Genomic DNA, 21,238 nt, shown 5'->3' on the forward strand with positions numbered 1-21,238 from the left:
CGTCACCTCCGCCCACGCGACGTCCCTGGAATGGTCCACGTCGCGCTCAGAAGCGCAGCTGCATCCGAGCAGTCCCCGCATGCGAGAGGAAGTGATCGCCGACTTGACCCTGATACTCGCCGGTCACCTCGATGCCGCCACCGAGGCTGATCTGAAAGCCCAGCCCCATCTCGCCGAGGCGATCGGGGATCGACGATTCCGTAGCGAACAGCCCGAGAGCGCCGGTCCCCTGGAAGCTCGCCCGACCGGTGAAATGGTCGTCCGAGAGGAGCGTCACGCCGAGGATACCGTAAGGCCGGATCCAGCGCCCCGCATCGAGGTCGATCCGGCCGCCGATCTCCAGCATCGGGCTGAACGCCACCAGCGTCTTGGCGACCGGTCGCATGTCGAGGTTGAAGCCGGGGGCCCCGGTCTCTGAATAAGCAGGACTGTAGCTGTAGAGCAGATCCAGATCCGCGTAGGGCTTGAGATACCAATCGCCGAACAGGACTTGGTAGCTTGCCCGCAGCCGCCCGCCCGCCGAGAGGATCCCGGACTTGCTGCGCGCCGTGGCCGTGGCGCCGCCGAAGTCGATCAGGCGCCTGTTCTCGGCCCAGGAATATCCGAGATTGGCCGATGCCGCGAGCAGCCAAGGGCCGATCTGGTGCTTGAGCGCCGCCGAGACATCGCCGGCATCGCTGGTCGTTCCGGTGATCCGGTCGGGATCGCTCTGGATGGCGCGGGTGTAGGCGCCGGTCAGACCGAAGAACCAGTCAGGGGCGAACTCGGTCTGAAGGCCGGTCTGGTAGCTGAGGGCGGTCTGGCGATAGCCGCCGTCCTCCGCGGTCGCGGAAAGGGTCGTGTGGGCGCTCGTGATCCGCCCCCAGACACACTCGCCCTCACGCAGGAGCGTGCCGGTGCCGCTGAAGGCCGGACAGCTCATGGCCCGCTGAAGACCTTTGCGGGTGTCGAGCGTCCGGTCGGTCAGGCTGTCCTGGTTGGACTCGGGCTTCAACTCGTCGAGGGCGGCGGCGTAGGCCTTCTGGCTGTCGACCGAGAGGAAGCGCCCGTAGAGCGTTCCGAGCTGCCTGGTATTGCCGTCCCAGGCATCCTGCAGGCCCTGCGCGACGCTGCGCTGGTCCGGCGTGAGCGTGACGCCCGTCGGCTCCGTGAACCGGGCTCTCGGGACCAGGGAGAGGGTGTCGCCCGACGCGACGATCGACCAGGAGATCGGAACCGCGCCGGAATGGAGGCTGCTGCCGACAGCCATGGCGCCGCTCTCCACGACCTGACCGGCCCGGAGGAAGGCGTACCGGCCGGGCAGCAGCCCGTCGATCAGATGCGGCTCGACGAGGCCCTTCAGCGATGCGGTGCCGGTGACGGTGAGGAGATCGGCGCGCAGGGCCCCCTCCGGGGCCAGGGGCGCCACGTCGACGAGCATCCGCCCGTACGCGCTCTGCTCGAAATTGCCGGTCACCGTCGCTCGGGCGACCTTGCCGACGCCGCCGATGTCGAGGGTGGCGCTGTTGTGCAGGCGGCCGTTCGGCCCCAGGGCGATGACGCCTTCGGGTCCGGTGCGCAGGATCGCCGAGGTGCCACCCGTGTTCTGGAAACCGCCGTTGACGAAGGTGACGCCCCCCGCCGGGCCGGCGGCCAGGTCCACGTCGCCGATCACGGTGCCGTAATTGTTGATCTCGCCGGCGGAGAACGCGCCGACGATGGCCCGGCCCGAAGCCGCGCTGACCACGGCGCGCCCGCCGATCACGATCGTAGTGGAGCGCCCGCCGTCGATGCGGATCGCCGCCCCGGTGCCGCTGCCGCCCGTGACGAGGCCGTTCACCTGGAGGTTGATCCTGCCGCCCCGCTCCGGGTCGGGTTCGAGGCTCCCGTCGGTGCGTTGGACGCCGGACTGGACGAAGATCGCGTTCGCGTCGAGGCCCGACGCGATGATCGATCCGGACGACGCGACGGAGATGTCGCCGCCCTTGCCGGTCGCGTTCAGACGGCTCTGACCCGACGCCCCGGCGGCCGGGCCGGTGAGGTCCAGGAGCAGGCCGCCGCCGCCTCCGAGGCTCTGGGCGAGGAGGCCGTGGGACTGGGCGCCCGACGTGCGGATCGCGCTGCCCTCCTCCAGCGTCACCCGGATCGTCCCACCGTTGCCGCCGGACCCGTCGCGCAGAGCGTAGGGCACCGCGTATCCCATCGCCTGGTGCGCGCCGCCGTAGCCACCGCCGCCGCCGATCGACTGCAGCAGCAGCGCCGGCGCCGCGTCGCCGACGGTGGAGACCTGCGCGCCCGCGGTCAGGCTCACCCCGACCGGGCCGCCGCTCCCCGAGGCGCCGCCCGCGCCGCCGATCCCGAACGTGTAGCGGTGGCCGCCCGGGCCGGCCGCCACCGAGGCGAGACCGCCGCCGCCGCCGATGCTCTGCGCCAGGATGCCCACCGCCCCGAAGCCCGTCGTGGCGACCGTGCCGGATTGCACGATCGTCACGCCGCCACCATCGCCCGCCACGCGCCCGGAGCCGCCGAGCGTCAGGCTGCCGGATCTCTCGGAGACGCCGGCCGGATCCTCCGGTGGGGCGATCCGCTCGATGTCGAGCGCGGCGAGCAGGGCCTCCGCCAGCGCCTGAGCGTCGCTCTTCGTCCCGCCCTTCGTCTCGCTCTTGGTCTGGCTCTGAACCTGGCTCGCGGCCGGCTCCTTGGATGATTCCGTCCCCTCCGCCGCAGCGGCGGGGGTGGCAGCGGCGGGGGTGTCGGCCTCGGCGGAGGGCGCGGAGAAGCTTCCGCCACCGCCGCCGATGCTCTGGGCGACGACGGCATGCGCCTCGGCCCCGGCGGTGGTCACCGAGCCGCGGTTATCGACCCGGACAGATCCGCCCCGGGCGCCGGTCCCTCCCGATCCGCCGACGGTCAGGTTGAGCGTCAGGCCCTTGTTCGCTTGGCTGCCGGCGACCGTGGCGCCGACGCCGTTGCCGCCGCCGCCGCCGATGCTCTGCGCGTAGAGGCCGTAGGCGGCATCGTCCGCGGTGGCGACGGAACCGGTGTTCACGATCTTGGCCGTGCCGCCGATGTTGCCGCTGCCGCCCGTGCCGCCGAGCGTCGCCGTCACGGTCGTCCTGTTGGTCGCCTCCGCGTAGGCGAGGCCACCCTGGCCGCCGCCGCCGCCGATGCTCTGCGCCAGGATGCCGTGCGCGCCGATCCCCATCGTCCGGACGGTGCCGCCGTTCTCGACCGAGACGCGACCGCCGTTCCCGCCCTGCGCGCCGCTCCCGCCGAGCGACAGGGTGAACGCCACGTCGGGCAGCTTGGTGGCGCCCTTCTTCTGCGCGTCCAGATAGCTCGAGACGCTGCCGCTGTAGGACTTGAGCGCCTTGCCGATATCCGAGCTCTTGAGCTGATCCGCCAGGCCCTTATACGTATCGCTGGACTTGATGTCCTTCAGGAATCGATCGAGATCGTCCTTGTTCTCCTTGTCCTTCGCCCACTCCTGGTAGGCGGCGACACCGATCGTCTTCTTGATCTGCGTCCAGATCGTTCCGACGGTGTCGGGGTCGGAAACGTCACGCGCCGCGACGCTGCCGCCCATGCCGCCGCCGCCGCCGATGCTCTGCGCCACGATCCCGTGCGAGCCGTCGCCGCTGGTCGCGATCGCGCCGGCGGCGGCATTGGTGACGGTCACGTCCCCGCCGCTGCCGCCGCTGCCGCCCTGGCCGCCGAGCGTCAGGCCGACGGTGAGCTTGCCGACGGCCGATCCGGACACGGTGCCGCCGTTGCCGCCGCCCCCGCCGATGCTCTGCGCCTCGATGCCGTGGGCGTTCGACCCCCCGGTCGTGATCGCGCCCCGGTTCGTCACCGTGACCGCGCCGCCGACATTGCCCTTGCCCTTCCCGCCGCCGATCGTCTCCGTCACCGAGAGGGTATCGGCGATCGGAAGCTTTCCGACGAGGCCGTTCAGGGTCTTGTCGAAGGAGAAGCCGGGGGCCGCGAGGCTCGCGGCGTTGCCGCCGTTGCCGCCGCCTCCACCGATGCTCTGCGCGAGGATGCCGACCGCGCCGGCTCCCCCGGTGGTGACGCTGCCGGACTGCGTGACCGTGACCGCGCCGCCGATCCCGGCGACGCCCGCGGTGCCGCCGACGCTCCGCGAGACCGTGACATTCTGCTTGAGGCTCAGGCTGTTGCTCGTCGCGGTCGCGCCCCCGCCATTGCCGCCGCCCCCGCCGATGCTCTGGGCCTGGATGCCGATCGCGCCGTCCCCGGACGTGCGCACCGCGCCGCTATTCGCGGCGGTGATGGTGCCGCCATTGCCGCCGCCGCCGCCCGTCCCGCCCAGCGTGGAGGTGGCGGACACGGCCATCTGGCCCGGCGGGGCGACCGCCAGCGCGTAGGCGGCGGCATCGCCGCCGATCCCGCCGCCGCCGCCGACGCTGAGGACCAGCAGCCCCGCGGCAGCGTCGCCGTAGGTGGTGACCCGGCCGGCATTGATCACGCCCGCCGGGCCGCCATTGCCGCCGTCGCCCCCCGAGCCGCCGATCGCGGTGGAGAAGGCGAAGCTCGGCAGCGACTGCCCGCTCGGCGTGGCCAGGGGCGTCGTGATCGCCGTCGCGCTGGCCAGGCCGCCGACACCGCCGCCGCCGCCGATGCTGAGGACGGCCAGGCCGTCCGCCCCGAGACCGGCGGTGGTCACGGTGCTGCTGCTCTCGATGCGGGCCTCGCCGCCGTTGCCCCCCTTGCCGCCGGATCCGCCGATCGCCCACGAGGCGGAGAGCGCCGCGCCCACCGCGATGCTCCTGACGTCGCCGCCGGCGCCGCCGCCGCCGCCGATGCTCTGCACCAGCACGGCCGTCGATCCCGCCCCGCCGGTCTCGATCGCGCCGGCCCGGCCGGTGAAGCGCGCGAGACCGCCATCACCGCCGCCGCCGCCGCTGCCGCCCAGGCCGACCGCGAAGAAGGCCCCGGCCGGGAAGGCGCCGCCACCGCTGCCGCCGCTGCCACCGATGCTCTGCACCAACGCCCCGAAGGCCGCGTCGCCCTCGGTCGTGATCCGGCCACCCGCGTTGACGATCTCCGCGGTCCCGCCCGCGCCCCCGGTCCCGCCGGCCCCGCCGCGGCCGAACCAGAGCGAGATGCCTCCGGCACCGCCGCCGCTCCCGGGCGCCACGTCGAGGGCCGCGAGCGGCAGGGCCGAGAGGGCGCTGCCGCCGCCGATGCTCTGCGCCACGAGGCCGGTCGCCCCGGCGCCGGACGTCGTCACCGTCCCGCTGTTGGTCAGGGTCACCGATCCGCCCGGGGCGGCATCGCCCCCGCCGCCGCCGCCGAACACGCCGCCGCCGCCCTTGCCGCCCGGCCCGCCGACCGATTGCGCCACGAGGCCCAGGGCGTAGTCGCCCGCCGTGACGATCGTGCCGCTCTGGGTCACCGTGACGGTCCCGCCGTCACCGCCCCGGCCACCGGGCCGGCCGCCGGCATCGGGCTGTATCCCGCCGTCGCCGCCGATGCTCTGGACGAGGCCGCCGAGGGCAGAGTCGCCGGAGGTCCGGATGGTCCCGGCCATGTCGAGGCGCGCGGTGCCGCCCGCGCCGCCCGGCGTCACGAAGGGGTTGCTGTAGAAGGTCCCGGACCCGCGGATCGAGCCCGCGCCGCCGATGGACTCGACAATCACCGCGGTCGCCCCGACACCGTCGGTCGTCACCTGCCCGGAGCGTGTCACCGTGAGCGCGGCCGCGCCGCCGGCGCCGCCCCGTCTGGAGGCGGTCTGGTCGGCGTCGGTGCCCCCGCGGCCGGCATCGCCGCCGACCGCACTGACCCGGACCCCCAGGAAGGCCTGCCCCTCGGTCGCGACGCGGGACGACAGGGTCAGGGTCGCCGGCCCGGCATCGCCGCCGGCGCCGACATCCTTCTGGGCGTCGCCGCCGTTCCCACCCCGGGAGAAGACCCAGAACCGCGGGATCGGCCGGAACTGGAGCTGGGAGACGCGGGCGCGCGTCGTGTAGCCGACCTGATCCCCCTCTCCGCTCACATCCTCTCCGAGCGTCACCGCGACGGCACCGCCGCGCCCGCCGCTCGCGCCCGGGACGGATGCCAGCCCCACGATCGCGTCGCCGCGCCCGCCCGCTCCGCCCACCGAACCGGTCCGGATCGTCGCGGCGAGGTCGTTGCCGGCGGCCGCGGCATCGACATTGATCAAGGACAGGTCAGGGCCGTCAGCACCGGCCGTCGCGACGACATTCGACGCGATGACGTTGGCTCTACCATCGCGGCCGCTGGTGGCGGTCACCACCTCGGGCCGAGGTCGCTCCGCGGCGCGCGCCGGCAGGTCGAGGACCAGGACCAGGCCGGTGCTGGCCGCGACGACGAGCCGTCCGCCATCGCGGATCTGCCGGTCGCGGCGTGGGACACAGAGCTGACCTGGCCGGTGACCCATCAGGAACGCGTCTCTCTGCGCCGCTGTCTCAAGAAAAAATCCGGGCCCTCGCGGCTCAGGGCACCCAGCGATCGTCCGCACGAAGTTTTGAATGCATTCCTCTTACATGGTTAACAAAACGTTTAGAACGATCTGTCGGGCCGATGATGGTCCTATTTTTCCCAATTCTGGAGCAATTGTGCGGACTGAGATCGATATTTCTAACAGCGACCGAACCCATATTTCTTGGCGAATTCACGATTTTTAGTATCTGAGTCCATGTTTAAATGCCCTCAGATATTCGAGGCCGCGCCTGGAGCGAATTGAACGCGTCTCGGGTGCAGCAATGTAGGTGCGGTGGATTTCAGACGGTCGGCGTTTCCCACCCCGTCGGGGGACGCGTTTCACACCGCCACAGGCCGGAGACGGAACAGGAATGACGGCTGTCCCTCGACGACCGTCCTGCCGGGTCTCGTCGCCGTAGCCGGCCGTCGGAACCGGACAGGCTCGCCGAGCTGCTCGGTGAGGCAAGGCGCGCGCCGGCGTGGCAAATGGCGACGCCCGCGATATATTAGGATCCGCTAAATAAGAGACCCTGAGAGCGCCCGGATCCGGACCGATGGACGTCGTCACGCCGAACGAACTGCTGCGCCTTCAGGACAGGGCCGGCGACGCGGCCCGTCTGCTCCGTCTCCTCGCCAACGAGAAGCGCCTGCTCATCCTGTGCCTGCTGGTCGCCCGCGGCGAGATGGACGTGACGAGCCTCGCCGAGGCGGTCGGGCTCAGCCAGTCGGCCCTGTCGCAGCACCTCGCCAAGCTGCGGGAGGACGGGCTGGTCGCATACCGGCGCGAGAGCCAGACGCTTCACTACCGCCTGGAGGATCCCCGGGTCGCCCGCGTGCTGGCGACCCTCAAGGACATCTTCTGCCCGGAACTCGCCTGACCGCGTCAGCCACGCAGGATCTCCACCGCGAGTCCCGAACGGTCCGGCCGGTTGCGCAGCCGCAGGCTCGGCCCGCTGCGGCGTGACGCCATCGCGGCGATGGCGAGAGCGAGCCCGCAGCCCGTCGCGCGCGGCGATCGCGGAGGAAGCCCGCGCGCTCCGGGAAGCCGGCCGGCGCGTCGCTCCGGCGCTCGCAGGCTTGCCGCAGAACATTAGGGTGCGCTAAATAAGAACCATCTAATGTTCTCGCGCGGGACAGCGTTCTCCGCCGCCGAGCCGGGCCTCGCCTGGACCGGAGCTGTGGGCAGATCGAGATGGATCACTTCACCCCGGTCGGCGCCCTTCTCGGCGGAGCGATGATCGGCGCATCCGCGTCGCTCCTCCTCCTCCTCACCGGGCGCGTCGCCGGAATCAGCGGCATCCTCGGCAGCCTCTTGGTCCCGCCCGCGCGCGGGACCGCTTGGCGGGCCGCCTTCGTGGCGGGCCTCGTCCTGGCGCCGGTCGCTTACAGGGGTCTCGGGGGCGACTTGCCGCCGGTGACGATCGGGGCGTCGTTCCCGCTCCTCGTCGTCGCGGGCCTGCTGGTCGGCTTCGGCGCGCGCCTCGGATCCGGCTGCACCAGCGGCCACGGCGTCTGCGGCATAGGCCGCGGCTCGCCCCGCTCGCTGGCCGCCACCGGCACGTTCATGACCGTCGCGATCCTCACCGTCCTCGTCGCGCGGCGTCTCGTCGGAGCCTGAGCCATGGCCAAGACCGTCTCCGCCCTCGCCGCCGGTCTCCTGTTCGGCCTCGGCCTCCTCGTCTCGGGCATGGCCGACCCGGCCAAGGTGCGCGCCTTCCTCGACGTGACGGGTCGCTGGGATCCGAGCCTCGCCCTCGTCATGGCGGGTGCCGTCGCGGTCTCGGCCGCCGGTTACCGCCTGGCTCTGCGGCGCGGCCGGCCGGTGCTCGCGCCCAGGTTCGATGTCCCGACCCGGCGCGACCTCGACCTGCGTCTCATCGCCGGGGCCGCGATCTTCGGCCTCGGCTGGGGCCTGGTCGGCCTCTGCCCCGGCCCCGCCCTCACCATCCTGACGGTGGCCCCGGCCGAGGCCCTGACCTTCGTGGCGGCGATGGTCGCCGGCATGCTGCTGTTCCGCCTCGTGCCGCCGGTGCGTCCGAAGCCGAAGGCCGTGCCGGGAGCCGGCGCCTGAAGCGCACCGCTCGGGCAAGCGGGTTCGCTGCGTCGGGATCGGACGCTCCCGCCATGTCGTCCGCGTGCCGGCGTCGCCGTGCGCTCGCGGTCCGACAGCCTCAAGGCGACGCTCTGCGGGCGCGGCGGGCACGGCTCGGGTCCGGAATCCGGCATCGCTCCGGTGGTGGCGGCCGCGACGGTGATGCGGCTCCAGCCATCAGGTCTCGCGCTCCGCGCATCGCGCCCGACGGAGCGTCGGCGGCGCTGTCAGTCGTCGGGCTGGAGCCGCAGAGCGATGCCCCAGGGATCGCGGACAACGAGCGCGCCGTCGTCCGCGCCGAGGGGCGCGTCGGCCTCGCGCAGACGGTCTCCCGTCGATGCCAGGGTCGGTCGATCGACCAGCAGCACCACCTCGGCGAGGCCCGTCCGCCCCTCGGATCTGACGGCCGCACCGCGGCTGTTCCAGACGTTGCCGGCCAGCTGATGGTGGTAGCCGCCGGAGCCGAGGAACAGGGCCCCCGGATAGCGGCACATCACGTCGAAGCCGAGCAGGTTCGCGTAGAAGCGCTCTGCCGCTCCGAGGTCGCCCACCTGGAGATGGACGTGCCCGACGCAGGCGGCGGCCGGCATCGCCGACCAGGGACGTGTCGCGGCACCGACGATCCCGGCCTGATCGAGCCGTTCGTTGCGCATCACGACCGAACCGTCCGACGCACGCGGCCACGCCGATGCCGGGCGATCGACGTAGATCTCGATGCCGTTGCCTTCCGGATCGTCGAGGTAGACGGCCTCGCTCACGAGGTGGTCGGCGGCGCCCGTGAGCGCGATGCCGTGCCTCTCCGCGTGCAGGAGCCAGGCACCGAGGTCGCTTCGGTCAGGCAGCAGGAACGCCGTGTGGAACAGGCCGGCCTCGCGCGGGTCCCGTGACCGCGCGTTCGGGTCACGGCGCAGGACGAGGCGCGTCGCGTCGCCCGTCCCGAGATGCACGGCACTCTCGGTCTCCGAGAGGATGCCGAGCCCGATGATGTCCCGGTAGAACCGCGTGAGCGCGTCGAGGTCGCGCACGGCCAGGGTCACCGCACCGATCCGGTACGGCGCCTCGGCCAGGACGCGGTCCGGCCCGGCCTGGGGCCGGCTCGAAGCGGGTGTCGCCATGGTTCGTCTCCCGATCTCTGTCCGTCCGGCAGGTGGGATCGCCGGCCGGTCCTCAGCGGCTTCTCGTCTCCCGGGCGGCGGGTTCCGGCGCCCCGCGCCAGGATCCGAACAGGCTGAAATGCGGGGTCCCGCCCTCGGACGCGACCGCGACCGTCGCCGTGCGGCCCGCGACCAGGCGGGTCTCGTCGGGAACGTCGTCCAGCTTGATCCGCACCGGGATGCGCTGGGCCAGCCGGACCCAGGCGAAGGTCGGGTTGACGCTGGCCAGCAGGTTCGAGCCCGCCGTGCGCTCGCGGTCCTCGATGCCGCCCGCGAAGCTCTCCACGCGGCCGTTCAGCGTCGACGTCTCGCCCATCAGGCGGACGCTGGCCTTGTCGCCGACATGGATGCGCGGGAGCTTCGTCTCCTCGAAATAGCCCTCGACGCGCAGCGTGTCGCTGTCGATGAGCGCCATCACGCCCCGCCCGGTGGACACGTAGGTGCCGGGACGCAGCTCCATGTTGGTGATGCGCCCGTTGACCGCGGCCTTCACCGCGGAGCGTTCGAGGTTGAGCTTGGCGAGGTCACGGTCGGCCACCGCCTGCCCGTACGCCGCCCTGGCCTCCAGGTCGGTCGCCCGGGCGGCCTCGACCCTCTGCTGGGACGCGGCGGCGTCGCTGAGCTTCTGATAGCGGACGTAGTCGGCCGCGGCCCGCTCGGCGGTCGCCTGCTTGCCCTCCACCACCGCCTCCGCCTGGCGCAGGGCGAGATCGAAGCGCTCGGGATCGATGCGGAACAGCACGTCGCCCCGCTTCACCACCTGGTTGTCCGCCACCAGCACCTCGGTGACGAGGCCGGAGACGTCGGGGGCCACCTGCACCACGTCGGCGCGCACGCGCCCGTCGCGGGTCCACGGCGCCTCCATGTAGTAGTCCCACAGCGCCAGCCCGACGACGATCGCGGCGGCGACCGTCCCGAGGGTGACGAGGAGGCGGAACGAGAGGGCGAGAAGCCGGGGCATGGAGGGATCCGGAAGGTGTGGGCAGGGCGAGACCGGGCGGCCGGACGAGCCCGCCGGTCAGGAGGTGAGAGGGACCGCGACCGAGACGACGAGGCCGAGGAGCACGACGTAGAGGGCGAGGTCGAACAGGGGCCGGTGCCAGACCATGCGGTAGAACCCGGTCCGGGCCAGCAGCCGCCGCACGAGCAGGCTCAGGGCGAAGGCGATCAGCATCCAGGCCGCGAGGCTCGGCACGAACACGCCGTACAGGTCGAGTTCACCCGTCATGCCGCGAGCTCCGGATGCGTGGTGGTGGGCAGCGTCGACCGGTAGGGCGGCGCGTCCGGGAACAGGCCGCGCCGGACGCCGACGAGACCCATCAGCGCGGCCCGGCCGGCCGCCCGCCGCGCGTCGCGGGAGACGGCGTCGAGGGCCCCGTCGACGGCATCGAGCAGGCCGGGGGCGGGCTTTCCCGGCTCGGCCGCGAAGTGCCGCGACAGCGCGACGAGGAGTGCCTCGACCGCCGCCCGGGCCGGCTCCGAGAGCTGCCGCCGGTCGCGCCGCAGTTCCACGACGTTGATGCCGACCCGGACCTCGGCGAGGAGGTCGGCGGTCCATTCCGCGTCGTCGGACGGCAGGGCGGCCAGCCGCGGCGCGATCAGGCCGACCCGGTCGAGCATCAGCGCGGCGAGTTCGAGACCGTTCTGCGCGCCCTGGCGCCCGGCGGCGCGGGCGAGGCTGCGGCGGTTGACGGCCCGCAGGCGCCGCGCCGACCAGCCGGCGCCGACCGAGCGGACGAGGCGCGTGACGATGGCCGCGACCCACATGCCGACGATGACCGCGACGGAGGCGTTGGTGAAGGCCGCGAAGTCCCCCGTGTAGCTGCCCTGGAGGGCGATCATGGCCGAGCCGTTGACCGCCGCGCCCATCGCCAGGGGCGCGGTCCTCGGCTGGGCCATGAACACCCCGCAGGCCAGGAGGGCCGGGGCCAGCGCCAGGGCGAGCATCTCGAAGGTGGTGGCCAGCGGCAGGACCGCGAACAGGTAGGCGCCCGCCCCCAGGGCGCCGACGATGGCCGAGTTGGCGAAGCTGACGATGAACGGGGCGGGATCGTCCTGGGCGGCGAAGAAGCAGCAGCCGACCGCGGCCATCATCGGGGCCGCCGAGCCGTGCGGCCATCCGGTCGCGATCCAGATCGCGCAGGTGACCAGGATGGTCAGGAACACGCCCAGGGCCGACAGCAGCGCCATGCCGTGGTCGCGGTGGCGGATCGTGCGCGCCGCCGCGGTGTACCGGAAGGTCAGGTCCTCGGTGACCGGCGTCCCGTCCGCGATGTGCCGCTGCAGGATCCGCGCGTCCTGGCGCAGGTCGATGAAGTCGCGCAGCCGCGCCAGGAGGCTCGCCAGCACGAGGGCGTCCCAGGACGGCCGCTCCCCGAGCCCGGGTTCGAGGGCGTCCGCCTCGGCCTTCAGGCGGTCGGCCTCGGCCTGTTCGGTGGTTCCGGAGGCGAGCCAGCCGGCCATGGCGTCGAGGAGGATGCGCAGGCGCTGCGGCAGCGCGCTCGCCCGCTCCAGCGTCTCGATGCGGTCCGAGACCGCCGAGGCGATGGGCAGGAACATGAGCATGTGCTGGCGCAGAGTCGCCATGGCATCCGCCGAGCGTTCCGCGCCGGTCATGTCGTAGCGCAGCGGCGTCGCCAGGGCATCGAACGCGACCGCGTCCGAGGCCAGCTTCAGCCGGGTGGCCTGCGTGTCCGTCGTCGCGCGGGTGCGGCCGAGGACGTCGATGACCCAGCCCCGCGCGTCGCGCAGCCAGAGGTCGAGCCGGCCGGAGATCACCGGCGCCACCGATTGCGGCAGCACGATCGTGTTCACGAGGCTGGCGCAGAGGATGCCGAGGGTGATCTCCTCGGCCCGGGCCACCGCGACATCGAACATCGTCCCGGGATCGCCCACGGCCGGGAAGCCGATCAGCGCCGCCGTGTAGCCGCCGAGCATCATCAGGTAGCTGCGCGGGGTCCGGTCGAGGAGGGAGAAGTACAGGCACGTCGCGACCCAGGTCGCGATGGCGAGCGTCAGGAGTTCCGGCGCGTTCACGAGGTTCGGCACGAGGGCGACCGTGACCACGGCCCCGAGCAGGGTGCCGAGCACCCGGTAGAGCGCCTTGGAGCGGGTGGCGCCGGCCAGCACCTGGCTGGTGATGTAGACGGTGCCGAGCGCCCAGTAGGGGTTCGGCAGATCGATCCAGAACGCCAGGAACAGGGCCAGCATGCCGGCACCGAAGGTCTTGAGCGCGAAGGCCCAGTCGCGCCAGCCGGGGAGCGTCATTCCGCGGCCTCGCCGCGACGCGCCCCGGCCTCCGCCCCGTCGAGCCCGGCCTCGCCGCGGAGATGATCCTGCAGGGCCTGGAACACCCGCAGGCCGGCCTCCAGGTCCGCGGCGCTCACGGTCGCGAACACCGTCTCCCTGAGGCGCTCGAGATCCGCCTCGATCCGCGCGACGACCGCCTGTCCCGCGGGCGTCAGGGTCAGCACCTTCGCGCGGCGGTCGGTGGGGTCCTCCCGGCGCGCGACGAGGTCCGCCTTCTCCAGTTGATCCAGGAGCCGCACCAGCGACGGCCCCTCGATGCCGATCGCGTCCGCCAGGGTGGTCTGGCGCGGCTCGCCGCCCATGCGGGCGATCAGCACCAGCGGCAGGGCCTTGGCCTCCGAGATGCCGTGGGCCTCGGTCGCCGCGTTGGCCAGGCGCCGCCACTGCCGTCCGGAGAGCAGCAGCGTGTGGGTGTAGGCCAGACGGAGCTGCCGCAGGGTCTTGGCTGCCATCTCAAGCCTCCCGGCGGATCGTGGTGACGCGCATCGAGCGGCCCCGCACCGATATTGATAGTAACCTATCGATTGGCGCGGCGCCGTTCAAGGGCGCGCGCCGGCGGGCCACAACGCGCGGTGGTCCATCCCGCGGATCTTCGAGGCCGGAAGCCCGGTCCGCGAGGAACGCGACGCCGGCCTCGGCGATGCGCCCCTCGCGGCCAATGAGCCGACGCCGGCGCCGTCTCCGCCTGGGGCGCCCCGGCAACGCGGCGTGTGCGGCCGGGGGGCTCCCACCGTCCCGTCCATGCGGCGGGCCAGGCGCCCGGGCGTCCGTGACCTTCGTCACGGTCGCGGAGCGGCGCACAGGGCATGTCAGCCTCCGCAGGCCAGGAGGATCAGATGACGGCTCCGTTCTCCCTCATCAGGCGATGGCTCGACTGCCGTCGCGCGCGGAGCGAACTCGCGTCGTTCAGCGAGCGCGACCTCGCGGATCTCGATCTCGTCGGCTGTGACGTGAAGCGCATCGCATCGGCGCGGTCCGGGCGGAGAGGCGGGGCCTGAGGATCCCGGCGCCGTCAGCGCGGCGACCTGCGCCGGTCGCGTGTCAGGCGGTCGACGGCGAACTCCGCGGCGATGCCGATGACGGCACCCGCCAGCACGTCGGCGGGGAAGTGCGCCCCGCGGAGAACCTGCGCGGTGACGACGCCGGCCGCGGCGGCGTAGGACGGTCCCCTGATCTCCGGATAGGCGCGCGCGGCGGCGCACGCGACGGCGGTGCTCAGGGCGGAATGCCCCGAGGGGAAGGATTGCCACGGACCGATGCCCGTTCCCGGCCATCCCCGCACGTAGACCCCCTCATCCATCAGGACGTTCGGCCGCGTCCGATGCACCGCCCGCTTCAAGCTGGTCTTGACGACACCGGCCAGGAGACCGGCTTGCAGCATGTGCCGCCCCGCTTCCGCCATCCGGCGATCGCGCACCATGAGCCCCAGGACGAGGGTGCCGGCAGACAGCGAGAGCAGGGACTGCCAGCTCCCGATCTCGCTCGCCGTCCCCACCGTTCGAACGACGGGGTGGTCTTTCGCGCGTGCCAGCCTGACGCCGAGGGCGACGTCGGCCGCCTCGAACCGGTTGGCGGTGTCGCGTGCTCTGACGTCGGACGGTCTGTTCGGGGATCGCGCAAGCATGGCCATAAACGCGCCCGACGGGCGTTCGTTCGATGCGGCCCCCGCGAACGGCACCCGCCACCGCACCCGCGCCCGATCAGGGACGCGCGCCGCGTCGGCGAACTCACGGTCCGGACGGGAGAGGCCGTGATCGCCTGAACTCGGGCCCGGCGGATGGAGAGGATCGGCCAGGATCTGAGCCAGGATCTCGGTCAAGACCGGCGGAATCGGACATGCGGCTCGGCCCCGAATACCCGTCAGGCCGGCCCGGAGTTGACGGAATCGGACAGATTGGACAGGTTCCAGTGACTAACCTGTGTTACAGTCAGGGCGACGATGTCCACTGATCTCCCCCAGGGTAGAGTCACGTTCCGCGGCCGCGGTCTGGCCTTCGCGCACGGCGCCAAGCTGGTGCTGAAGGTCTGCCCGCTGTGCTCGCAGTGGAACGCGCCCCGGGCTGCCGACCTCGGGCAGTGCGGCTGGTGCGCCTACACCCCGTCCTGTCGCGACGTCGAACCGGCGCCGAGCCGCCACGACACCGACGTCACCTCGTGAGACCGCGGAGGCTCGGACCGGCGCGCGACGCCGCGCATCGCGACGGTGCGGGCGCGGCGATCCGCACCGATGCCGGCATGCCCCGCGCCGTTCAGCTGTACTGAAGCTCGGCCCGCGCGCGGGAGAGCTTGCGCAGGATACGGCGGATGTGCTCGCGGAGCATGAGGGTCTCGTCCGTCGGGTTCTCTTCCGAAGCCATCGCCGACACATCCAAGACACTTACGGCCCGGTAGCGCATCCGCTCCTCCGCACGACATCACGACGTGTCCTAGCAGCTACTTTCAATTAACGCATCCATCATTTGATCGATTCCGCGCCTCTGCAGCGCGCAAGTTTACGTAGATTTCTCAATCGATGCCCTGATCGGGCCGCGCAATAGAGTTTCCACGTCCCTCGCTTCACCGATCTGGCTTGCGCACGAAATAATCCCGGCCCCGATCAGCTTCGGCCGCTCGGTCTCGTGGCAGACGGTGGCCGGCTCGACACAGACCGCGCGCGGGTTCGAAGGACTTCCCTGCCCCGCCGGCCGGGCGGCGCTCGGGATGCCGCGGACAGGGGGCGCTCTGGTCGAGCCGCGATGCCTTGAACGACGTGCTGAGATCCTGAGCGCGGCCGGATCGGCATCGGCTTTCCTGCGCTTTGACCGCCCCGGAAGGAACTGATCTTCCGCTCTGCTACGACGCGCCGCCGCCGGGGCGCGGCCGGCGCGACGGACACCCCACCCCGGCGCCGGTCGTCCCGGACCTGCGCGTCCGCGCGGCCGCAGCGTTCGGCCGAGCGACCGTGATCGGGAGGTGCGCGCGTCCGGCGTCGCCCGCGCTAGGAATCCGCGGTCCGGCGCCCGATCTCGCTGTCGAGATACACGGACCAGTCCGACAAGGTCGTGAGCTGCGAGCCGAACATCTTGCTGACCTGGTAGTAGCCCAGGGCGCGATAGCTCTCGAACTGGCTCTCCGAGAACCACTGGTTGGCCGTGCTCTCGTGCGGGAAGGCCGGGCTGGTGGCGCCGTAGGCGCGGACTTCGGCGGGGATGTCGTCGAGGAAGCTCGGCTTGATGTAGATCAGCGAGGCCGCGTCGCGGGCCCCCGGATACGCGATCGTACCCCGCGCGTAGCCCAGCGCACCGGCACGCTTGCCCTCGCGCTCGATCGTCGCGCGGGGGAGAATGCGCATCTCGCCCATCTGGACCTTCGCCAGCCCGTCCACCTCGGCCTTCCGGATCACGTTGCCGAGGTCGAAGAAGGTGCAGCGTTCGTCCTGGCCCGCGTCGATCACCACGATCCGCGCGCAGCGCCGCCGCAGCATCTCGTAGACGCCGAGATTGTCGAAATGGCCGCCATCCGAGAGGTAGATCGCCTGCCGGACATCGGTGCTGCGGCCGCCGAGCTCGCTCAGGAGCGCGAGCACGGAGTTCCTCGGCTTGGCGAGCTTGAGGTCGTCCCGGCGCGCCACCGCGGGGTTGGGCAGCCAGGCGCCGAGCCGGACGTTGAACAGGGTCATCAGGAACGCGATCAGGCGCGACGAGTGATAGCCCCAGTTCGGGCTGACCGCCGCCCCGGAGATCGTCAGCAGACCGCCCAGCAGCGGCCCTCGGCCCGCGCTGACACGGTCGCCCGGGGTCTCCATCCCGGCATATTGCGACGTGCGGATGTAGGCCCCGCGCGGGCCGACGGTGCCGGGCCGGTCGCGCGCCCTGTCGGCGCGGTCGAGGATCGCCGAGCCGCAGGCGAAGGGTGTTGCGGTGAACGAGGCGGCCTTCCGCTCCGCCCACTCGGTGTGGAGGAGATCCGTCAGGTTGAGCGTCATGTTGACGACGGGAAGTAGCCGCTTCTCGGTCCCGAGATCGGCGATGCGCGGGCTGTCCTCCTCGTCGAAGTCGGTGAAGGGATCGGCGTCACGCCGCGTCCGCGCCGAGCCGAGGAAGCCCCGGGTCAGGCGGTTGCGGTAGACGCCGTGCATGGAGAAGCGGTTGACGTTGACGCGGCCGAACAGCCAGACGGCCCCGGCCAGGATTGCCGCCACCGCGACGTCCAGGAGCACGATCATGCCGTAGGGGTTGATGCCGCAGACGGAGCCGGCATCGGCGCCGGCGTCCGCGCCGCCGAGCGCCCGGCGCGGCAGCAGGCAGTCGCCCCACCAATCGTGCGCCTGGCCGAGGAAGCGGCCGAGCCACCAGCCCATCAGGGCGAACAGGCTGATCCCGAAGACCGCCGCCATCGCGCTGAGGCCGATCATCACGAGGTCGTCCATGCGTCCCTTGGCGGCCAGGGACTGCGCGCGGACGAAGACCTGCTTGCCCAGGAAGGCTGCGGCCGGGCCGGTGGCGAGGGCGCCGAGCGCGCCGAACAGGGCGGGGATCTGCGCGTCCTGGCGGCCGAGGGCGTCGGCGGACAGGACGAGGCAGCACAGGCACAGGCCCGTCCAGCCCATCGCGGCCAGCAGGAGCTGGCCGTCGACCCGCGCGACCCACTCGCGGTCGAGGTCGGCGCACTCGGCGCTCTTCCGGAACCCGATGAAGATGACGCTCTGGAGAAGGTGGATGACGGTCAGCGCCGGCGGGGCCGCGACCGTCAGGATCTGAGAGACCTCGGCCTTCGCGGCGTCGAAGCCGGCAGCGGAGCCACCGACCAGCCAGCCGATGGACGCGTCGGCGCAGACGCAGATCAGCCCGGCCGAGACGAGGCTGCTGGCGAGCCAGGGACCGAGATTCCGCTCGTACAGCCAGAGGCCCGGATGGCCCTTCGAGGTCTGCCAGATCAGGCCGCTGAGATAGGCCGCGACCTGCACGGCGAAGTAGGCGAGGCCCAGGCGGCACAGGGAGAGGCCCGAGACCGGCAGCGGCTGCTCGAACAGCGCGCGGAGCGTGAACGGCAGCGCGAGGGCCCAGACGCAGGTCGGCGCGATGATGCAGGCCGCGATCCGCGCCGGGGACGCGTACGCCGTGACGCCGCCCGTCCGTGGCCGATGGCTCGGCAGGAGGGTGCAGGCGCTGAACGTCGCGACGAACAGCGCCGCGCTGCCGAGCACCAGGGGCAGCCACAGCGTGCTGCCGCTCGCAGCCTCGAGCGCCGTCCGGTAGGCGAGCAGCGCGAGGGGGACGAACAGCAGCAGCGGGAAGATGATCAACCAGTTGAGGATCGTGTTCCGGATGTAGAGAACGATGCCGGCCCAGGTGTCGCGCGACAGGATCCCGACCTCCGGGGTCAGGTAGTTCGTGTAGCGCCGCAGCTTGGCGAAGATCTCGTTGCCCGAGCCGCCGAGCTGGCGCTCGGCCTCGGCGATGCTGCCGCACTGACGGATGAACGTCTGCAACCAGCCGCCGGCGAAACCGCCCCCCGATACCGTCGACAGGTAGTGGAATTCGCCGAGCATCCGCCGGCTGGCCAGGGCCTGCAGGGCGCCGAGGCAGAAGGTGGCGCTGCGGATCCCGCCGCCGGACAGGCACAGGGCGGCGAGCCGGGCCTGGTCGGCCCGCGCCTGCCAGGGCGCGCGATCGCCGGGCTCCGGCGGCCCGCAGAAATGATCCATCTCCTCCGCGAGCGCCTGCTCGGTGTCGAGGAACCACGCGTCCCGGCCCGTCGTCAGGGCGGGCAGATGGTGGGGAGAGGCATCCGCCTGGATGTCCGCGACACTGGCGCTCATCGCTCCTCCTATCGCCCGCTATCGCCCGCTATCGCCCGCGCTGTGCCGGACCGTGCCGGACTGTGTGGTTCAGCCGCCGGGGCACGACAGCGACCGTGCCCCGGCCGTCCTGATCGGTGACCTCTCGAACATCTCCCCGCCCGATGTCGAAACAAGTGACAATAAAATTTTACGGGATCAATAACCGCTGTATAAACGATATCGACAACAACGGTCGGGAGAACAGGTTACCCGAATCAGCATTGCGGCCGAGCAGGGGCGCTGCACCACCGAAGCCCGAAACTACCGGCGCGCCGACCCTCACAGAAAAACTGTATTCGAACATCATCCATTCGAATGACGCGCGCACGGGGATCGGCGTTTATTGAAATCGGTGAGACGCTTCGCGAAGGCAGGGTTCCCGCCATGTCCCAGGTGCGATCGTGACCCGCTCCCAGGCCGCCCGCCAGACTGCCCGCCACGCCGCCCGCCACGCCGCCCGCGTCGTCGCGCTCACCGCGGCGATCCTGCTCCCGGCGCAGGCCGGATCGCGCGCCGCCGACCGAGGACCGACAGACGGGCCGGGTGACGGGCCGGCAGACGGGCCGAGCGACAGGCCGGACGGCACCCCGCACTTTCTCGAACAATCCTGGACGCCGCAGGAGCGCGCGTGGTTCTACCGGGCGAGCCAGGGCTCGCAGATCATGCCGTATGCCTGGTTCATGTCCCTGGAGCGCCCGGACGACGACACGCTCTTCGTCGCAGACGGGCTCGCGCGCTTCGGCTACCTGCCGAACCCGTACGACGGGACGCGCGGATCGGACCGCAGCGGGCTCCCCATCGGGTTCGTGAAGGACGTCGACGATCGCGGCGAGTGGATCGGCATGACCTGCGCCGCCTGCCACGTGAACCGGGTCGACCTGCGCGGTCGGTCGATCCTGATCGACGGCGGTCCGGCCGATGCCGACATGTTCGCCTTCATCGAGGAACTCGGCCGCGCCCTCGCGCGGACGCGCGACGACCCGGCGCGCTTCGAGCGCTTCGCCCGCCGCGTCATCCCGGCGGAACTGTCGGCGCCGGGGACGGGCCCGTCCGAGCCCGACCGCCGCCGCCTGCGGGCCAGCCTGACGCGGCTGGCCGAGGACTTCTCCCGTTACGTCGCGTCGAGCCGGACCGCGGTGCCCTGGGGGCCGGCACGCCTGGACGCGTTCGGCATGATCTTCAACCGTGCAACGGGCATCGATCTGCGCGACCCGCACAACATCGCCCCGCCCGACGCGCCCGTCAGCTACCCGTTCCTGTGGGATACGTCGTGGCACGACCGGGTGCAGTGGAACGGCTCCGCCGCGAACGGGCTCGCCGTCGAGCGCCTGGGCCGGAACGTCGGCGAGGTGCTGGGGGTCTTCGCCCGCACCGACATCCGGGAGCCGACCCTGCCGCCGCTCTGGTTCGAGACCTCGGCGGACCGGGTCAACCTCCTGCGGATCGAGAACCAGCTGGGCGCCCTCACGGCGCCGGCCTGGCCCGACCGGATCGCGCCGCGCACCGAGGCGCAGGCCCGGGACGCCGCGGCCGGCAAGGTCCACTACGACCGGTACTGCCTGTCCTGCCACGCGATCGCCCCGACCGGCGCGAACCGCACGCTGACGGTGACCCTGACGCCGCTGGCGGAGATCGGGACCGACCCGAAGATGGCGACGAACGCCGTGTCCCGGCGCGCGCGGACCGGGATCCTCGAAGGGGTCCGGATGCCGTTCCTGGCGACGACCCCGCCGCTGGCCGCCGAGACGAGCAGCCTCGAACTCGTGGCCACGCTCGTCGCCGGCGCGATCCTGGCGCCCCTCGACCGCGCACCGGACCAGGCGGGCGTCGGGGCGGACCAGGCCGTCATCCTCGACCGGCTGCTCAAGCGCGGCACCGCCGCCCTCGAGGCCCGCAACGCGATGCTCGACGATGTCTCGACCGCCGGCGGCAAGGGCCTCGTCGCCGCGTTCGTCGGTGCGCGGAGAGACCGCGACCTCATGGTCTACAAGGCACGGCCGCTCAACGGCATCTGGGCGACGGGCCCGTACCTGCACAACGGCTCGGTGCCGAACCTGTACGAACTCCTGCTGCCGTCCAGCCGGCGATCCAGGACGTTCCGGGTCGGCAGCCGTGAGCTGGACGAGGACCGGATCGGGTTCCGGTCCGATGTCGGGCCGTTCCTGTTCGACACCGCGCTGCCGGGCAATGCCAATACCGGCCACGAGGGGCCGGCCTACGGGACCGAGCAGCTCGACGACGCGCAGCGCCGGCAGCTCCTGGAGTATCTGCGAACCCTGTAGGCGCGCTCCGCGGTTTCGATTTCTATCTTATCAGTATTGATTTGTCGTTCGATTGCATCCGTAATGGAACAACCGATTTCGGCACCTGCCGGTCCGACCGGATGGCTGGAGATCTGACAGCACTCAAGACTCGCAC

At 72.0% G+C, this 21,238-nt stretch carries 14 protein-coding genes; 6 read left to right on the forward strand and 8 right to left on the reverse strand.

What is annotated here, in order from left to right:
• Positions 1-46 precede the first annotated feature (46 nt).
• A complete protein-coding gene (locus BLW78_RS21865) occupies positions 47-6,400 on the reverse strand; it encodes an autotransporter outer membrane beta-barrel domain-containing protein (protein ID WP_091682066.1) in 6,354 nt (2,117 codons plus the stop codon).
• Between the two features lie 598 nt (positions 6,401-6,998).
• Here BLW78_RS21865 and BLW78_RS21870 point away from each other — a divergent pair.
• The 3 genes from BLW78_RS21870 to BLW78_RS21880 all read left to right on the forward strand — a co-directional run bounded on the left by BLW78_RS21870 (position 6,999) and on the right by BLW78_RS21880 (position 8,515).
• A complete protein-coding gene (locus BLW78_RS21870) occupies positions 6,999-7,322 on the forward strand; it encodes an ArsR/SmtB family transcription factor (RefSeq protein WP_020095886.1) in 324 nt (107 codons plus the stop codon).
• 314 nt (positions 7,323-7,636) lie between these two features.
• Positions 7,637-8,062: a YeeE/YedE family protein gene (locus BLW78_RS21875; protein ID WP_091682068.1), complete on the forward strand. Its 426-nt coding sequence runs from the start codon at positions 7,637-7,639 to the stop codon at positions 8,060-8,062.
• A gap of 3 nt (positions 8,063-8,065) precedes the next feature.
• A complete protein-coding gene (locus BLW78_RS21880; protein ID WP_091682069.1) occupies positions 8,066-8,515 on the forward strand; it encodes a DUF6691 family protein in 450 nt (149 codons plus the stop codon).
• A gap of 248 nt (positions 8,516-8,763) precedes the next feature.
• On the opposite strand, the gene BLW78_RS21885 is transcribed toward BLW78_RS21880, so the two are convergent.
• Genes BLW78_RS21885 through BLW78_RS21905 form a run of 5 tightly spaced genes read right to left on the reverse strand, consistent with a single transcriptional unit; the run spans position 8,764 to position 13,451 of the window.
• Positions 8,764-9,651, reverse strand: a complete 888-nt coding sequence (locus BLW78_RS21885; RefSeq protein WP_091682071.1) for a VOC family protein — start codon at positions 9,649-9,651, stop codon at positions 8,764-8,766.
• Between the two features lie 52 nt (positions 9,652-9,703).
• A complete protein-coding gene (locus BLW78_RS21890) occupies positions 9,704-10,651 on the reverse strand; it encodes an efflux RND transporter periplasmic adaptor subunit (RefSeq protein ID WP_020095882.1) in 948 nt (315 codons plus the stop codon).
• A 57-nt stretch (positions 10,652-10,708) separates the two neighbouring features.
• Positions 10,709-10,918 (reverse strand): DUF1656 domain-containing protein, encoded by a 210-nt coding sequence (locus tag BLW78_RS21895; protein ID WP_091682073.1) that lies wholly within the window; start codon positions 10,916-10,918, stop codon positions 10,709-10,711.
• Positions 10,915-12,957 (reverse strand): FUSC family protein, encoded by a 2,043-nt coding sequence (locus tag BLW78_RS21900; protein ID WP_091682075.1) that lies wholly within the window; start codon positions 12,955-12,957, stop codon positions 10,915-10,917. The genes BLW78_RS21895 and BLW78_RS21900 overlap by 4 nt, the downstream gene beginning before the upstream one ends.
• Positions 12,954-13,451, reverse strand: a complete 498-nt coding sequence (locus tag BLW78_RS21905; protein ID WP_020095879.1) for a MarR family winged helix-turn-helix transcriptional regulator — start codon at positions 13,449-13,451, stop codon at positions 12,954-12,956. Before BLW78_RS21905 ends, BLW78_RS21900 begins: the two co-directional genes overlap by 4 nt.
• 384 nt (positions 13,452-13,835) lie before the next feature.
• Here BLW78_RS21905 and BLW78_RS21910 point away from each other — a divergent pair, with 384 nt between their 5' ends.
• Positions 13,836-13,997 (forward strand): YjiS-like domain-containing protein, encoded by a 162-nt coding sequence (locus tag BLW78_RS21910; protein WP_244527015.1) that lies wholly within the window; start codon positions 13,836-13,838, stop codon positions 13,995-13,997.
• Positions 13,998-14,011: 14 nt separating this feature from the next.
• On the opposite strand, the gene BLW78_RS21915 is transcribed toward BLW78_RS21910, so the two are convergent.
• Positions 14,012-14,818, reverse strand: a complete 807-nt coding sequence (locus BLW78_RS21915; RefSeq protein ID WP_244527016.1) for a phosphatase PAP2 family protein — start codon at positions 14,816-14,818, stop codon at positions 14,012-14,014.
• A gap of 120 nt (positions 14,819-14,938) precedes the next feature.
• On the opposite strand from BLW78_RS21915, the gene BLW78_RS21920 reads away from it, so the two are divergent.
• Positions 14,939-15,157, forward strand: coding sequence for a hypothetical protein (locus BLW78_RS21920; protein WP_020095876.1), 219 nt, complete (start codon positions 14,939-14,941; stop codon positions 15,155-15,157).
• Positions 15,158-15,976: 819 nt separating this feature from the next.
• Here BLW78_RS21920 and BLW78_RS21925 read toward each other — a convergent pair.
• On the reverse strand, positions 15,977-18,799 hold the full coding sequence (locus tag BLW78_RS21925) for a patatin-like phospholipase domain-containing protein (protein WP_091682078.1): 2,823 nt from the start codon (positions 18,797-18,799) through the stop codon (positions 15,977-15,979).
• A gap of 422 nt (positions 18,800-19,221) precedes the next feature.
• On the opposite strand from BLW78_RS21925, the gene BLW78_RS21930 reads away from it, so the two are divergent.
• On the forward strand, positions 19,222-21,102 hold the full coding sequence (locus BLW78_RS21930) for a di-heme-cytochrome C peroxidase (RefSeq protein ID WP_091682080.1): 1,881 nt from the start codon (positions 19,222-19,224) through the stop codon (positions 21,100-21,102).
• Positions 21,103-21,238: the final 136 nt, after the last annotated feature.

Source organism: Methylobacterium sp. 275MFSha3.1 (assembly GCF_900108435.1).
In the GTDB taxonomy this organism is placed as follows: Bacteria; Pseudomonadota; Alphaproteobacteria; order Rhizobiales; family Beijerinckiaceae; genus Methylobacterium.

What these genes read in the sequence shown, in the direction of transcription:
- BLW78_RS21865 (WP_091682066.1), bottom strand. Translation starts at nt 6,400, where the DNA reads ATGGGTCACCGGCCAGGTCAGCTCTGTGTCCCACGCCGCGACCGGCAG.
- BLW78_RS21870 (WP_020095886.1), top strand. Translation starts at nt 6,999, where the DNA reads ATGGACGTCGTCACGCCGAACGAACTGCTGCGCCTTCAGGACAGGGCC.
- BLW78_RS21875 (WP_091682068.1), top strand. Translation starts at nt 7,637, where the DNA reads ATGGATCACTTCACCCCGGTCGGCGCCCTTCTCGGCGGAGCGATGATC.
- BLW78_RS21880 (WP_091682069.1), top strand. Translation starts at nt 8,066, where the DNA reads ATGGCCAAGACCGTCTCCGCCCTCGCCGCCGGTCTCCTGTTCGGCCTC.
- BLW78_RS21885 (WP_091682071.1), bottom strand. Translation starts at nt 9,651, where the DNA reads ATGGCGACACCCGCTTCGAGCCGGCCCCAGGCCGGGCCGGACCGCGTC.
- BLW78_RS21890 (WP_020095882.1), bottom strand. Translation starts at nt 10,651, where the DNA reads ATGCCCCGGCTTCTCGCCCTCTCGTTCCGCCTCCTCGTCACCCTCGGG.
- BLW78_RS21895 (WP_091682073.1), bottom strand. Translation starts at nt 10,918, where the DNA reads ATGACGGGTGAACTCGACCTGTACGGCGTGTTCGTGCCGAGCCTCGCG.
- BLW78_RS21900 (WP_091682075.1), bottom strand. Translation starts at nt 12,957, where the DNA reads ATGACGCTCCCCGGCTGGCGCGACTGGGCCTTCGCGCTCAAGACCTTC.
- BLW78_RS21905 (WP_020095879.1), bottom strand. Translation starts at nt 13,451, where the DNA reads ATGGCAGCCAAGACCCTGCGGCAGCTCCGTCTGGCCTACACCCACACG.
- BLW78_RS21910 (WP_244527015.1), top strand. Translation starts at nt 13,836, where the DNA reads ATGACGGCTCCGTTCTCCCTCATCAGGCGATGGCTCGACTGCCGTCGC.
- BLW78_RS21920 (WP_020095876.1), top strand. Translation starts at nt 14,939, where the DNA reads ATGTCCACTGATCTCCCCCAGGGTAGAGTCACGTTCCGCGGCCGCGGT.
- BLW78_RS21925 (WP_091682078.1), bottom strand. Translation starts at nt 18,799, where the DNA reads ATGAGCGCCAGTGTCGCGGACATCCAGGCGGATGCCTCTCCCCACCAT.